Consider the following 15,165-nt stretch of genomic DNA (forward strand, 5'->3'; position numbering starts at 1 on the left):
TGTAGTGCTGGAAGCTGAGAAAGTCTTGACTGGCCGTTCATTAGTCGCAGGGGAGTTCACTTTTGAGTTAGTCGATCAAGAGGGACAAGTGATTCAAAGTCAAACCAACGATGGTAGCGGAAAAATTTACTTTGATGCGATTCCATACGATAAAGCCGGCGAGTACAACTACACGATCCGTGAGAAAGCAGGTCAAGATGACACAGTCACTTATGATGATACGGAAGTGCCAGTGACTGTAAGCGTGAAGGACAATGAAGGACAATTGGAAGCAACAGCGACTTATGAAGGCAACGCCGTCTTCACGAACACTTACACACCAAAAGCTGGCAGTGTAGTGCTGGAAGCTGAGAAAGTCTTGACTGGCCGTTCACTAGTCGCAGGAGAATTTACCTTTGAATTAGTCGATCAAGAGGGACAAGTAATTCAAAGTCAAACCAACGATGGTAGCGGAAAAATTTACTTTGATGCGATTCCGTACGACAAAGCCGGTGAGTACAACTATACGATCCGGGAGAAAGCCGGACAAGACAGTACAATCACTTATGATGACGCAGAGATTCCAGTGACCGTAAATGTCGAAGATCAAAACGGAACATTGGAAGCGAAAGCAGATTATGGTAGCGAGCCAACCTTTACTAACCGCTACACGCCAGAAAAAGCTCCTGATCCAGCAAAAAATCAGAATACAAAAACACCGACGAAGAAAAACGAACTGCCAAAAACCGGTGAAACGTATCAAGTCAGCTGGATGTTAGTAGGCTTGTTACTAGTAGGCATTGTAGTAGTGGTATATCGCAGACAGAAAAGAAAGTAACTAGCTAAACGAACAAAGATTCCTTGATCTGGTTTCCTATGTTGGAAACGGATCAGGGGGTCTTTTTCTTTTGAAAGAGGTCTTGTTGAACAAAAAACCTCTGTTTACCTTTTGCGTAACAAAAGATAAACAGAGGCACCCACCTTGTCAAACCAGCACGTGGTCGTTAATTGAAAAATATAAGTTGTACGCTTGTAACTGAACAGCAGTCATTAAACTGGTCCCTGCCAGACCCCATTGGTGTACATATAAGCCTGTACCTGCTTTGTGCTCGCTTTTGACTCCCACCCAGCTGTTTTATAAATCAACAAGCCAATTTGTTTGTTGAATCTGCCCGTCTAATTCACGTAAGGCTTTTGCGGTTTGATTCAAACGGTCGGTGATTTGCTTGGTATCGATCGTTCGGATCATACGAATCTCATTACGTCCCATCCGTGGAGCAACCTTGGCTGCTTCCAATGTTGCCGTTAGCATCGCATGCGAACGCCTTAAAGCTTCCCGTTTCTCTAATGCAGCAGCAATCGTTTCTTGTCCACCGATTTTGGCGACCGCATTTCGCTGATTGATTGCAATGACCAACTGGGCAAATTCTTGGTTTGTTGTTTCATAATCCAGCAGTAAGTCGTCGATGCTGCGGTCTAACGTATCGCCTTCTTGGATCACGGCACTACTGGCAATCTCTTCTCGTAACAGAGTGAGTTTGGATTCAAGATCTCTTCGTAGTAATAATGCTTCAGCAAGTTTCATTGATTTCATCCTTTCGAGCAAGGTTTCTTTTCTTTATCCTAGAAAAAAAACACTAAGCTGGCAAGTATTTGCCCTCCAAAAAGTCTTGAAGCCATTATTGAAAAGATTGAAAATTCTAAAAACTGTTTGACTTGAAAAACGAGGAATAGTATACTTTTATCAATTCAGTAGAATATAGGACATCGATGAGAAGAGTAGCTTTGATGACTGTTTAAAGAGAACCCGGGTTGGTGAGAAAGGGGACAGAACGCTAAGTGAAGATGAGCTCAGAGTCTTTTAACTGGTTTACGCTGGTTAGACGGAACGCAGCCGTTATCCTGCCGAGTATGCATACGTACTGATGAGGTGTTATTTGTAAAAATGACACGAAAAAGGGTGGTAACACGAAGTCTTCGTCCCTTTGTTGATCAATGATGATCAGCAAAGGGACGAGGATTTTTTTATTTAATCAAGCTTGCAACTCGCAAGTGAAAAGGAAAGAGGAGAGTAAATGAAAAAGGGTTTGGTTGTTGTAGGGATTTTAAGTTTTTTGTTAGCAGGATGTAGCACGACTGGATCGTCCGCAAAGGAGACAGATCCAGAAGTTCAAGAGATTTCAGTCAGCTTACCGGCAGAGTTGACAACATTAGATACGACGCAAACAACGGATAAAGTTACGTTTACCGTTATCCAGCATCTTTTTGAAGGGTTGTATCGTTTTGATGAAAAGAGTCAGCCAGTTCCCGGTTTGGCGGAGGAAGCAGTCATCAGTGAAGATGGCAAGACATATACCTTTAAACTAAAGGAAGAAGCCAAATGGAGTGATGGGCAGCAAGTGCAAGCAGCAGATTTTGCTTATGCTTGGAAGAAACTGGTCGATCCTAAAACCATGGGGCCAAATGCGTATCTTTTAGACAATGTCGTCAACAGTCAAGATATTCGCGAAGGGAAAGCAGACATTGCGACGATTGGCTTAGAAACACCGGATGAAAAGACCTTTGTCGTCCATTTGGAACAGCCGCAACCTTCTTTTTTATCGGTGGTGTCGATTGGCTGGTTAGCGCCTCAAAGACAGTCTTATGTTGAAGAAAAAGGGACGGCATATGGGAAAACAAGTGAAGACTTGCTCTATACGGGACCTTTCATTCTGAAAGACTGGCAACAGACCGGTGCAGAATGGACGCTTGCCAAAAATCCTGAGTATTACGATCAAGCGGTAGTTAAGTTGGATAAAATCAAAGGTTCCACGATCAAAGAGGAGAATACTGGAATCCAGTTGTTTGAAAGCGGGGAGTTGGATCTGCAAAAAATCAGCGGACTCTATGTGCAACAGTACCAAAATAATGACTCATTAGTCACTCAAAAGGATATTGCCAACTATTTTTTAGATTTTAATAAACAGGCAAATAAACCATTGGCAAATGTCCACCTTCGTAAAGCCATCGCTTTGGCGATTGACAAAGAGAGTCTCGTGAATGATGTGTTGAACGATGGAGCAAGCGTATTGAATGGCCTTATTCCCAGTGGGCTTTATGCCAATCCGAATACCAATGAAGATTTTCGCACTTATAGCGGGGACTACAATGAATACGATAGTAACAAAGCACAAGCAGAATGGAGCCAAGCACAATCAGCTATCGGTGACAAAATTGAACTGACTTTATTGGTAACAGATGATGATCACGGACAAAAAATCGGTGAATATCTGCAAAATCAGCTTCAAGATCATTTGCCTGGTTTGACGATTACAATCAATAAACAACCACGAACGAATTTGAATCAATCACGAGCAGATGGTCAATATGAGTTGTCGATTTCTGGTTGGATTGCTGGCAGCAGTGACTTGGACTCTTATTTCAATTTATATAAAAAAGGTTCTTCTTACAATTACGGTGGATATGTCAACGAGGACTATACGGCATTGACAGAAAACGCACGTACCGTGGATGCCAATGATCCAGATAAAGTATTTGAAGATTACAAATCAGCAGAATCAATTCTGTTAGCAGAAGATGCAGCTCAAGTTCCTCTATATCAGAGTGCATCAAATTATTTGATCAGGTCAACGATCAAAGATATCCAATTTCCCGCATACGGTGCCTATTTTTATTTCCGTACGGCATCTGTAGAGAAGTAAGCAAAAAACGCAGCCCTAAGCTTGCTTGGGCTGCGTTTTTGTGAGCTGCACTTAATAACAACGATCAGTAGTTACTCATTTTCTGTGGTCATTGCAGCTTCTTTAAATAAGAGAACTTTACTTTCTGGATAGGTTGGAAAGTGATTCATTGGAATCTTCCAATCTTGTTCAGGAACTTCAAACTGATAGTGGTTGACCAGTAAATCACTGAACACGCGCAACGTATGCAAGGTGATCCATTCACCAGCACAGCGGTGCATTTTGCGGAAATCACCGCCTCCTTGTGCGATCATTTCATATTCTTCCTCATAGGAAATGGCTTGTGTACGTCCGACAAAGCGATCCACTTTGAAGTCATCTGGCTGATCAAAGGTTCTCGGATCATGATTCGTACCATAAATATCTTGGACGACCCAGCTGTCCTTAGGGATCAGATAACCATCGACGACAACATCTTGCAAGCTAATGGCGGGCATCATTGGAAAGAAAGGATAAAAGCGGCGTAATTCTTGAATAAATGAATCCTGTAACTCCGAAAAGTTTTGTTTAAGTGCTTGGTAGATGGTCGTTGTACTAAAAAGGGCATGTCCCATCAAAGCGATCCAAACGGTTAAAGCAACCGTAGGGCGGATGATATTTAACAGATCGACGGCTGCAACTTCGATCGGCAGTAAATTACCTTCAAGATCAGTGGCAGTAGCGAAAGTATAAAGTGCTAATGATTCTTTGCCAGCAACAGGATGTTGACGAGCTTCTTCAATCAATCCTTGAGCCCATTTCTCAGATTTTTTACGATCTTCGACGCCTCTTAAATGGGCGACAGGGGAGGTGACAGTCCCGCTGAACATAGCAACTTGATAATCAGCTAACTCACTGATCTCTGATTGAGACAGTGGTGCTAGATTGATTCCTGACCATTCACAAATCGTTTTGAATAGAACATTTTTTGTGAGTGAAAAAAGCTCAAAGGTACCGGATTGTTTATTCAGTTCATGAGAAAGGTTTCGTTCCAACAAATCATGGTAATCGGTCATTCTCTCAGGTGTCATCAAGTCCATAAAGTAGTTTTTCCGATGGTGATGTTGTTCCCCGTCTAAAGTTTGAACCCCCTCTTCCCCTAACAAGGTTGAACGGACGAGTTTGGGCATTGCTCCTTCACGTTTAAAGTTTCGTGGATCATAAAAAATTTTTGCTGCTTCTTTTCCATAAATGGCAATCACTTCTTGATTCAGAAATTTAGCTCTAACGACTGGGGCATTCACCTCAGACCGTAATTCTCCTAAGATTTCATAACCAGCATCAAAGAGTTCTTTGACCTCAGTTAATTTGATTTTCGCTGTTGGTACTTCTTTCATTGGATTTCCTCCTGTCTTTTTCCAATTGATATACTTCTAGCTTAAGCTTTTTTCTTTATTTAGACAAAAGAAACACATAAAAAAGAGCAGATCATCCAAGATGACCTGCTCAAAATGCGGAAGATGGGAGTTGAACCCACACGAGATATACTCACACGCGCCTGAAGCGTGCGCGTCTGCCATTCCGCCACTTCCGCGCATAAATAACCTTAGCGCATTTTGAGAATTTTGGCAAGAAAAAAATAAGTCTGTCAGCGGGGACTGACAGACAAGGAGTAAAAAATGAAAAAGTTGGGTTGTTTGTTGGGTTATTTATATAGTAACCGGAAAATATGAAAAAATTGTGATCAACCCTTAGCGTTTTAAAGAAAAAAACAGGCCAAAGGTTAAAAAAACTAAAATAGCACCATGATAAAAAAGGGCCTGCCAGCGGGGACTGGCAGGCAAGGAGTAAAATGAAAAAGTTAGGGTTTGTTGGTATGAATAAACTATACCGCCCAAATGTGAAAAAAGAGTGACCAAAAAGGAACGTTTTTGTTACGATCCGTAGACCAAATCAAGGTTTTTTTCATTGAAGGTGTCTCCATGCTCCAAATCACCATATTTGAACCCCCGGTTGAACCATTCAACTCGTTGTTTTGAAGTCCCATGAGTAAAACTATCTGGTACGACATATCCTTGGTATTCCTTTTGTAACGTATCATCACCAATGGCATTAGCAGCTGTGATAGCCTCTTCGATATCACCAGCTTCTAAAATCGGTTGGCCGTTATAAGTTTTTCCTTGTAGATACTTGGCAAATGTACCGGCTAAATAATCCGCTTGTAGTTCCAAACGAACACTATATTGATTGTATTCTTTTTCAGAAACCTGTTGGCGGATCTTATCGAGTTGCTGTGTAATACCAAGTTCGTTTTGTACGTGATGACCAACTTCATGAGCAATGACATAGGCCATGGCAAAATCTCCGCTGGCCCCATACTTTTGAGAAAGTTCTGTTGCAAAGCTGAGATCTAGATAAACATTTTGATCGGCAGGGCAATAAAAGGGACCAACTTGAGAAGTTGCATTCCCACAAGCCGATTGAACACTTCCTGTAAATAAAACCAGTTTAGGATCTTGATACGTAGTCTGTTCTGCTTCAAAAACACCATTCCAATAATCTTCCAAATGGCCGAAGACGACAGCGGAGAATTCTTTTTCCTCTGTATACTCGTCTGAAGCCACATTTTCTGTTTGATAATTAGCGGCTTGTCCGCCTCCCAAAATATCTGTGACGGAGTTTAAATCACCCCCACTGAATAGAAAAAAGAGGACTGCGATAACAATCGTACCGATACCACCGCCGGCCATTATTTTTCCTCCTGAACCTGCGGAACGACCAGAGCGGTCTTCCACATTGGAACTTTGTCTACCCCCACGCCATTTCATTTTGTTTCCTCCTCATTTGACTGTTTACATTTATTATAAGAGAAAACGAGGAAGATGAGAAAAGTTTGGCTTGCTTGAAGCGATTTTGCGGAACAAACGACCGATATTGCTATCAAGGGAAAGGGTGTGCACACCTTTTAATCATTTTTTAATCTAACAATTGGTCTTCATATTTGTTAAGGTATCACTAGAATAAAGGTAGAGGGTGAGCAAATGAAAAACAATTATTCTTTGATCGAAGACCGACGCATGCAAATTTTTAAGCGGCTGATCAATGGGGAGCACTTGAGTTACCAGCAACTTTCTGATGAGTATTATGTTTCTAGGAGCAGTATCGCCAAGGATATCGCTTATCTAAAAACACTGTTTGTCAAAGAAAATTTACTGTTGCGTTTTGATAATTCAGGCACTTATTTTCAAGGAAGCGAGTCACAAATCCAACGAATGTTGAAGCGATTCATTCTCCTTACTATGGAGCATGGGGAGAACCTTTCTGTTCTGACAAATGTGTCATTATTTGAAAAGATAAATGCGGCTTTTCGCCATTCGATCACCGAAAAGCAAATGGAGATCCCAGAAAGCTACATCCAAAGCATCGTTGTTTCGATCTTGCTGATTGTCGAGCGCTCGAATCAGGCAAATCAGCTGGATATAGAAGAGAAGCGCCAATTTGGAAAATTGTTTTTGGAATTTGACAAGTATCCGTTGATTTATGAATTGTTGAAAGAAATTGAAGAACAAGAAATCTACCATTTTTCATCGAAAGAAGTTCAGTACCTAACCTATCTCATTGTAGGTAGTGGCTTACGTTTTTTTATGAAGAACGAATCGATTCCGTTCTCTTTTCGAGGGAAAGTCAGAAATCTGATTCAGAAAGTCAGTGAAGGCATCCAGATCGATTTGACACAGGATAGTCGCTTAGAAGAAGATTTGACGATTCATTTGTACCAGCTGTTTTTACGCATTGAGGCCCAAACTACTGTAGTCAATCCATTGCTAGATGAGATCAAACAGCATTATCCGGCGTTGTATGGGGTCGTTTGGTTCTCTTTGAACGACTTTCTAAAGGCCTACCATATTGGAATATCTGAGGATGAAATCGGGTTTGTTTCGATTCACTTTCAAGCTGCAGTAGAACGGATGCGGCAATTGAATAAAATCGTCTTTGTTTGTCCGAACGGTGTTGGCACCAGTTCATTTATTTCTGCCAAGATTCGTCGAATATTGCCTAATGTCGATAGTATTGAAACCGCTTCTGTCGCTAAGCTCAAAGAGATGGATATTTCTGCCATCGATTTCATTATTTCCACGATCGATTTACCTGATGTTTCCAAACCAGTCGTCCGCATCTCGCCGATGGTGACCAATCGAGACATGAAGCGGATCATGAATCACTATATCGATTTGATTATTGATAATGAACCGATTGCGGATAAGGTGAAAATCCTGCAAGATACACGGATGTTGATTGCACCGAAGATTTATTTTGAACGATTTGAGACCAAAGAACAAGCACTGGATTTTCTGATCAGTCAAAATGACTTTTCGTCGGAAAATCAGCGTACGGACTTTCAGCGTTCCGTCTTAGAACGAGAAGCATTGCAGTCGACCTATTTAGATAACGGTTTTGCCATACCTCATGGCAATCCTGAGTTTGTTTCAAAAACGACCTTTTCTGTATTGATTTTGGATCGTCCTGTTGATTGGGGCAACCAAAAAGTCGATATCATCGTGTTACTAATGATACGAGAAGATGAGGCCCAAGAAGTAGAACCTGTCATGAAGTTGATCATGCAAGGGATCGAAGACAAAGAATGGTTCATTTCAAAAATGTTGGAGGTAAAATCATGATCAATTTAAAAAAATTACTGCCTGAGGATCATATCGAGACCACGAATCAAATCCTCACTTGGCAAGAAGCAGTTCAATTGGCGAGTCAGCCGCTATTAAATGAAAAAGCCATCGATCAACAATATGTCGCTAATATGATCCATAGCGTTGAGGAGAACGGCCCGTATATGGTATTGGCTGATTACTTTGCATTGATGCATGCTCGTCCGGGGGAAGGTGTCTTTCATCAAGGGATGAGTTTGCTAGTGACTAAAAACGAAATCGATTTAGCTGGCAAGCCGGTCCGTATTTTCCTTGTTTTAGCTGCAAAAGACAATCAAAGTCATTTGGAAAGTTTACAGGAAATCATGGAAGTGTTTATGGATCAGGAAAAGTATCAACTTATTTTGAATGGTGACAAAGAACAGATTTGCCAATTATTCCAATAGGAGGAAAAGAAGATGAAAATTTTAGCTGTGTGTGGATTTGGTGTTGGAAGTTCAATGGTGTTAAAGATGACGATCGATAAGGTGATTAAGGAGCTGGGGCTGAAGGCGACTGCTGAGAATACGGATTTGTCTACTGCAAAAGCAACTCCTGCAGATGTTTATTTTACAAGCCACGAATTATTGAATGATTTGCAAGCTTCCGTCAAAGCACCTGTCTATCCCATCAAAAAATATATGGATGTCGCTGAAGTCAAAATGCAAATGGAAAAGTTTTTAGCTGAAAGAGAGGGATAATCATGAGTTTTGTCACAGATCATATTTTAAAGAATCCGCCAGTATTGCTCGGACTGATTGCAATGATCGGGTTGATCGTGCAACGAAAACCTTTTGCCGAAGTGGTGAAAGGCTCGTTGACAGCAGCCTTTGGGATGGTAGCATTGACCGCAGGGGTCAATATGCTGACGGGAACGATCGCACCAATCAACACAGCGGTTCAGACACAGTTGGGGGTTCAAGTAGCCGATGGTCTTTCTGATGTGACCTTCACAGCAGAATACGGGGGAACTGTTGGGTTAGCTATGTTTTTTGGATTGATCTTGCACTTATTGATTGCTCGTTTTACACCAGTTAAGACGATTTTCTTGACGGGTCATATGTTATGGTGGTTCCCATTTGTGATCGTTGCTGGTGGGGTTGAAGGTGGAATGTCGGGGATTCCATTATTGATTTTAGGAGCTGTTTTATCTGCTTGTTATTGGTCATTTATGCCTTGGATCATGCGGAAATATGTTTGGGATGCCACTGGCGATGATTCGTTCTTGATTGGACATCCTACAGGGATCTTATCGATGGTGTCCGGCTTCGTGGCAAAACGAGTAGGAAACAAAGAAAAATCGACAGAAGATTTAAAAGTGCCAGAAAACCTGTCCTTTTTCCGTGAGATTTCCATTACAGGTGCCTTGGTGATGTTTTTGATGAATATTGTTGTAGGAATTATCGCACCAGTTCTTGTCCCAGAAGGTGGGAATCTGGTCATGTTTGCTGTTCAAGCAGGCTTGAACTTTGGCGCAGGACTCTTGATCATGCTTTATGGGGTCCGCCTATTGATCAACCAAATTATTCCAGCTTTCCAAGGGATTGCCGAAAAAGTCGTCCCTGGAGCCAAACCAGCTTTTGATGTACCGATCCTATTCAATTATCGTCCGAATGCCGTGATTATTGGCTTTATCGTAGCTATGATCACCTCAACGATCCTTGTGATCATTGTCAATACGACGAATGTTTTTGGAATCTTGATCGTACCATTAGTTATCACCAGTTTCTTTGAATGTGGCGGCGCAGCAGTTATTGGAGAAGGACAAGGCGGCTTGCGTGGCGCAGTCATTGGTACCATTGCCGCATCATTTGTGATGGTCTTGTTAGTTGGTGTATCTGCCGTTCTATTCAGCACAACGATTCAAAACTGGATTCTGATCTTTGGTGGCAATGACTTATCACTTTGGGGAATCATTGGTCGTGGTCTCGGCAGTCTATTTGGGGGAATTTAATATGTATCAATATGTTGATAAAATTCATGCATTACTAGAAACCGTTGAAAAAAAGGAACAGCATGCAATCGATGAGGCAATTCGTCTCTTGACTACAGCAAATCTAGAAAAGCATTCGATTTATATTTTTGGGGCTAGTCATGCGGGGATCTTGGCAGAAGAAATGTACTATCGCGCGGGAGGGATGATGACGATCAATGCGATCTTTGGACGAGAACTGATGTTGGATCGCAGTCCCATCACCTTTACTAGCAAAATGGAACGACTAGAAGGCTACGGCACCGCATTAGCGGAAATCCAGCCGTTCAAAAAAGGAGACGTGCTGATTTTACACTCAGTTTCAGGTCGTAATCCCGTCATAATCGATTTAGCACTAGCGGCAAAAGAAAAAGGCGTCAAAATTATCGCTTTAACAAACAAAACGTATTCGCAATCAGTCACTAGCCGCCATTCTTCGGGCCTTCGTCTGTTTGAAGTCGCTGATCTTGTAATCGATAATCATGGGGAAATTGGTGATGCAGGTTGTCAGATTAAGGGGATGGATCAAAAAGTGGGGCCTACTTCAACGGTGATTGGCGCTACGATCCTTAATACCATTATCGTCGAAGTTTGCCAACAATTGAAACAAGCAGGAATCGATTATCCGCCCATCTTTTATTCCGCAAATATGGATGGCGGCGATGAATTGAACCAATCATTGTTTGAACAATACAAAGAAGCCATTCATTATCAGTTGTAACGCTGATTGTACAGAAGTTTTAACTCAGAAAAAGAACTGTGAGAAAAGCATAATCCAAATGAAAACTGATCGTGTCAGAAGTTTTTACTTCTCATAAAATAGCAGCAAGACTCCAGTAGAGCCTTGCTGCTAGTAGATCTAAGGAATTCAATTGGGGCAAGTCATCTCGCAGTTCTTTTTTTGTGACCATTCCAATTCCTATAATTGATGTGAGCCTATGAAATCCCTCATGAGCTTTGTGCTGTCTCACTTTACTCAAATTCTTCATATTCATTCGGATCTTGACCTTCAATACGTCCATCTTCTTTGTTCAAGCGATTGATTGCATTGATTTCTTCTTCAGTCAATTCAAAGTCAAAAATAGCTAAGTTTTCTCGCTGATGGCTCAGGTTTCGGGATTTTGGTAGTGGTAGAATCCCGCGATCGACGTGCCAGCGTAAGATGACTTGACCCGCAGATTTTTGATATTTATTTGCTAGATCAGTGATGATGGATTCTTTGAGCGCCGCGCTGCCGCGGCCTAATGGACTCCATGCTTCAGTAATGATCCCACGTTTTCTGTTTTCTGCTACCATTTGTTCTTGGACCCAGTAAGGATGGATCTCGATTTGATTGATGGCTGGTGTGACACCAGTTGCCTCAATAATGGCATCTAAATGTTCAGGTTCAAAGTTAGATACACCAATAGAACGAATCAAACCTAATTTTTGCGCAGTCACTAACGCCTGCCACGCTTCAATGTACTTGCCGCGTTTAGGCAGTGGCCAGTGGATCAAAAAGGCGTCAAAGTAATCTAATCCCATGCGCGCCAGCGATTCTTGAATACTGGTCAGTGCATCATCATATCCATGATATTTTCCTGGTAATTTTGAGGTGATATAAAACTCAGAACGAGGGACACCGGATCGGCGAATCGCTTTACCGACGATTCCTTCATTGTCATAGTTCGTTGACGAATCAATCAAACGATAGCCATCTGCAATCGCTGCTTGCAACTGGCTTAAGCCTTCGCCACCGCGAATTTGATAGGTACCGATGCCCACGGCTGGGCGCATATTGCCGTCATTTAGTGTAAGTAAAGGTGCTTTCATATAATGATTCCTCCTTTTTCTTATACATTCTACTCTAACGCTTTTTTAGCTCTAAGGTAACCAACTTGCTCAATAAGACAAGAAAAGAGCAATGATTTCTTGTGAATGGAATCATTGCTCTTTTTATTCGTTTCGATCAATTTATTTTTCAGGTGGCGTGCCATACATTTTTGGTGTGACAGGATCTAGTTTTGGCGCTTTGCCTTCAACTTTAGGTGTAGAAAGCCATTGGTATTCACCTTCGCCATCAAGTGCTTTTCCTTTTGCCCAAGAGCCTTCTTTACTTTGATCTCCTTCAGAGAAATTGTAAAAGTCATAGGCGATGTCTAACCGTTCTTCATTACGAGGGAAAGTGCTCGGTACTAAGATTGTACCCTCTTTTTCTTCAAGTTCTTTGACAGCTTGTGCCCAAAGGTTTTGGTGATAGCTGTCCCGAGCTAATAGCACGGATAAGAGGTCTTTAACTCCACGGTCATCAATCATTTCATAGATTCGAGCGACTTGTAATCGTCCTTGTGATTCTGCATTTAAATTGGCACGGAAGTCTGCCAGTAAATTACCGCTGGCAATGATGTAAGCGCCACTCCATGGATTACCGACACTGTCAGCTGGACGTGGTCCTAAGCCAGCAACGATCGCATGTTGTGGATTCATTCCAGAGATAATTGCGCCAATTGCTGGGTCTTTTTTCATTGCGGCTTCTTGATCTTCTACCGGTGCACCTTCTAATAAGCGAGCAACCATTGTAGCAAGCATTTCAACGTGTCCAATTTCTTCTGTCGCAATGTCCATCAACATATCTTTGTACTTTTCTTCTCCACGGCAGCTCCAACCTTGGAAGAGATACTGCATTGCTACACTCATTTCGCCATACTGGCCACCGATCAATTCTTGAAGATACTTCGCAATTAATGGATTTGGTTTGTCTGGTTTTGCTTCGAACTGTAGTTCTTTCTGATGTAGAAACATAGTTGTCCTCCTCTAAAATGATTTTTATTGGGCCCAAAAATATTCTCTCACGTTTATTTAGAATGGTCTAATCAAACGCTTGCTTTATTTCCGTATTAATAAAAACCGTTGAAATAGCGCTTTTTCTTGACAAAAAGCAGTCGCCATTAGATAGTTGAAGAGAAGTGAAGGAGTTAAAGGAGAGAGGCAAAATGTATTCGTACTATAAAATCGAAAAGAACCAAATCAGAGAATCATCCGAAGAAGACTATAATTGGTTGGTAGTCAAACATGGAAATGAAGAAGAAAAAAAAGAGTTGCTGGCACTTTTTGATTTACCGGAAGATATTTTTATTGGCTCCGATGAACCAGAGGAAGTTTCTCGATTAGAACATTTACGAGACACTAAATTAAACAATCCGTTTCTTTATACATTGATCGATCTTTCTTCAAATCATCAAGAACGCATTGAAAAACGCCTTGAACCTGTCACATTTATTCTTTCCAAAGGATTGATGATCACCTATGTCTCTAGAGAATCGAATCTCGTTGAGCGATTGATCGAGAAACATGGAAATGAGCTTCGACATTTTGAGGATATCATTGCTTTTGCCACATTAATGATCTATACCCACTATATCAATGGGTTGAAAGAGATTAAAAAGCAAATCGACCAATTGGATGCGGCTGCCCGTAAAACAACCGAAAATAATGAACTATTTAATCTGGCAGACACAGAACGAGATATGGTTTATTTGGATCACACATTGAAAGATCAGAATCTTACAGTGAATCACTTGATGGAACGAAAAGAGTTTTTAGACAAATTAGATAATGAATCGTTAGTTTACGACATTAAACTGCGACAGAAATTTGCCAACAAGCTTGTCACGATCTATCGCGATTTATTGGAAACCATCGGTGGTCTATTCTCGGATATGATGGACAATAATTTGAACCATTTGATGAAATATTTAGATTCAGCAGCATTAGTGGTTGCAGTGCCATCATTGATTGCTGGACTTTGGGGGATCAACACTGGCGGACTGCCTGGGAAGGATAACACGATAGGAACGATTCTAGTTTTTGGGTTAGCTGTCTTAGTAGGCATCCTTACTGCTGTCTATCTTTCAAAGAAAGACTTTTCAAAAACAAAATAAAAAAGCAACTTTGTCTAGCATTGAACGCTGGGCAAAGTTGCTTTTTTATGTGACTTCACAATCGCGAAGACTGTCCAATAAGCAGAGGGGAGAAGCGAGAAATGAAAAACATTAAGAAGAAAGGCCGGGGTACAATCCGAACAATTTATTTTTTACTTTACTCGCTATTGCATACGCTCACTTCTATCGCTGCTTTTTCTCATAATCCTTTTACACAGTGAATGGGAGCAGGTTTTAAATACAAAAGGCAGAATCAAAGGAATGCCAATTGTTTTGATGTTTCATCAGAAGGATGTAGTGAATGAGGTGTGTACGACAATCAGGTTTCTTTGATTGCTTTTATTCATAGGGAAGATGACGATTGAAAGCAGACAATGAAAGAAAATCGTACATAGTCTAGGTACCCTTTATCAGAAAATAACTTTTTGCTGATCGAAACGCTTTCAAAGAGCTGCGGCAGTTTTTTTGACCTCTTGCAGTGAGTGTTAACGATTCCAAAAAAGTTGATTTATCCTTAATATAACAACGTTTTAAATTTTTTTTGTTTTTTTAAGAGCAAAATTTTTGTGTATTTTTAAGAAGAAGCGTAACATAATATGTGTAATAAATATTTCACAGAAAGAAGGAGAAAATTATGCATTGGTTATGGGTATTAATCGTAGGAGCTATTATCGGTTTGATTGCCGGAGCAATTACAAATAAAGGTGGATCAATGGGATGGATCGCTAACATCGTTGCAGGTTTAGTTGGTTCAGCAATTGGACAAGCATTGTTAGGTAGCTGGGGTCCTCAATTAGCAGGAATGGCTTTGATTCCTTCTATCATTGGTGCGATCATCGTTGTTGCTGTAGTATCATTTTTCTTGGGACGTTCAAGAGGTTAATCGTCAAACATATCAGCAATTTTACCTATTATCTTAAGGAGCAGCTTTTCGC

At 41.1% G+C, this 15,165-nt stretch carries 14 protein-coding genes and 1 tRNA gene; 9 read left to right on the plus strand and 6 right to left on the minus strand.

All coding sequences use genetic code 11. The features are described from left to right. Nucleotides 1-817 (plus strand): Spy0128 family protein (locus ACTFWY_RS08485; RefSeq protein ID WP_439948485.1); only part of this gene is annotated, 817 nt, incomplete at its 5' end. Between the two features lie 297 nt (nt 818-1,114). On the opposite strand, the gene ACTFWY_RS08490 is transcribed toward ACTFWY_RS08485, so the two are convergent. Further along, on the minus strand, nt 1,115-1,564 hold the full coding sequence (locus ACTFWY_RS08490) for a DIP1984 family protein (protein WP_005470685.1): 450 nt from the start codon (nt 1,562-1,564) through the stop codon (nt 1,115-1,117). A gap of 490 nt (nt 1,565-2,054) precedes the next feature. Between ACTFWY_RS08490 and ACTFWY_RS08495 the strand changes: the two genes are divergently transcribed. Continuing rightward, nucleotides 2,055-3,680 (plus strand): peptide ABC transporter substrate-binding protein, encoded by a 1,626-nt coding sequence (locus tag ACTFWY_RS08495; RefSeq protein WP_081131551.1) that lies wholly within the window; start codon nt 2,055-2,057, stop codon nt 3,678-3,680. 71 nt (nt 3,681-3,751) lie between these two features. Here ACTFWY_RS08495 and ACTFWY_RS08500 read toward each other — a convergent pair whose 3' ends face one another. The 3 genes from ACTFWY_RS08500 to ypfJ all read right to left on the minus strand — a co-directional run bounded on the left by ACTFWY_RS08500 (nt 3,752) and on the right by ypfJ (nt 6,466). Beyond that, on the minus strand, nt 3,752-5,035 hold the full coding sequence (locus tag ACTFWY_RS08500) for a cytochrome P450 (protein WP_081131550.1): 1,284 nt from the start codon (nt 5,033-5,035) through the stop codon (nt 3,752-3,754). 115 nt (nt 5,036-5,150) lie between these two features. After that, nucleotides 5,151-5,232: transfer RNA gene (locus ACTFWY_RS08505), tRNA-Leu, on the minus strand. A 340-nt stretch (nt 5,233-5,572) separates the two neighbouring features. After that, the gene (gene ypfJ / locus ACTFWY_RS08510; protein WP_002316719.1) at nt 5,573-6,466 is read right to left on the minus strand and encodes a KPN_02809 family neutral zinc metallopeptidase; all 894 of its coding nucleotides are present in this window, start codon (nt 6,464-6,466) and stop codon (nt 5,573-5,575) included. A gap of 213 nt (nt 6,467-6,679) precedes the next feature. Here ypfJ and ACTFWY_RS08515 point away from each other — a divergent pair, with 213 nt between their 5' ends. The 5 genes from ACTFWY_RS08515 to ACTFWY_RS08535 are packed head-to-tail and all read left to right on the plus strand — an operon-like array spanning nt 6,680 to nt 11,031. Beyond that, a complete protein-coding gene (locus tag ACTFWY_RS08515; protein ID WP_005470693.1) occupies nt 6,680-8,317 on the plus strand; it encodes a BglG family transcription antiterminator in 1,638 nt (545 codons plus the stop codon). Further along, entirely contained in the window at nt 8,314-8,745 is a 432-nt protein-coding gene (locus ACTFWY_RS08520; RefSeq protein WP_081131547.1) for a PTS sugar transporter subunit IIA, read from the plus strand. Before ACTFWY_RS08515 ends, ACTFWY_RS08520 begins: the two co-directional genes overlap by 4 nt. A gap of 12 nt (nt 8,746-8,757) precedes the next feature. Further along, complete coding sequence (locus ACTFWY_RS08525) at nt 8,758-9,039, plus strand: PTS sugar transporter subunit IIB (protein ID WP_002301437.1); 282 nt, start codon at nt 8,758-8,760, stop codon at nt 9,037-9,039. Nucleotides 9,040-9,041: 2 nt separating this feature from the next. Then, the gene (locus ACTFWY_RS08530) at nt 9,042-10,292 is read left to right on the plus strand and encodes a PTS ascorbate transporter subunit IIC (RefSeq protein ID WP_003125789.1); all 1,251 of its coding nucleotides are present in this window, start codon (nt 9,042-9,044) and stop codon (nt 10,290-10,292) included. 1 nt (nt 10,293) lies between these two features. Continuing rightward, entirely contained in the window at nt 10,294-11,031 is a 738-nt protein-coding gene (locus ACTFWY_RS08535) for an SIS domain-containing protein (RefSeq protein WP_311828312.1), read from the plus strand. 251 nt (nt 11,032-11,282) lie between these two features. Here the strand turns inward: ACTFWY_RS08535 and ACTFWY_RS08540 are convergent, their stop codons facing one another. Further along, nucleotides 11,283-12,122: an aldo/keto reductase gene (locus tag ACTFWY_RS08540; protein ID WP_002301441.1), complete on the minus strand. Its 840-nt coding sequence runs from the start codon at nt 12,120-12,122 to the stop codon at nt 11,283-11,285. A 141-nt stretch (nt 12,123-12,263) separates the two neighbouring features. Continuing rightward, on the minus strand, nt 12,264-13,091 hold the full coding sequence (locus tag ACTFWY_RS08545) for a manganese catalase family protein (protein ID WP_010723486.1): 828 nt from the start codon (nt 13,089-13,091) through the stop codon (nt 12,264-12,266). A gap of 191 nt (nt 13,092-13,282) precedes the next feature. On the opposite strand from ACTFWY_RS08545, the gene ACTFWY_RS08550 reads away from it, so the two are divergent. Further along, nucleotides 13,283-14,230: a magnesium transporter CorA family protein gene (locus ACTFWY_RS08550; RefSeq protein WP_081131545.1), complete on the plus strand. Its 948-nt coding sequence runs from the start codon at nt 13,283-13,285 to the stop codon at nt 14,228-14,230. 634 nt (nt 14,231-14,864) lie between these two features. Next, entirely contained in the window at nt 14,865-15,113 is a 249-nt protein-coding gene (locus ACTFWY_RS08555; protein WP_002292290.1) for a GlsB/YeaQ/YmgE family stress response membrane protein, read from the plus strand. Nucleotides 15,114-15,165: the final 52 nt, after the last annotated feature.

It is taken from the genome of Enterococcus sp. 125944 (assembly GCF_051909435.1).
Lineage (GTDB): Bacteria > Bacillota > Bacilli > Lactobacillales > Enterococcaceae > Enterococcus_D > Enterococcus_D gallinarum.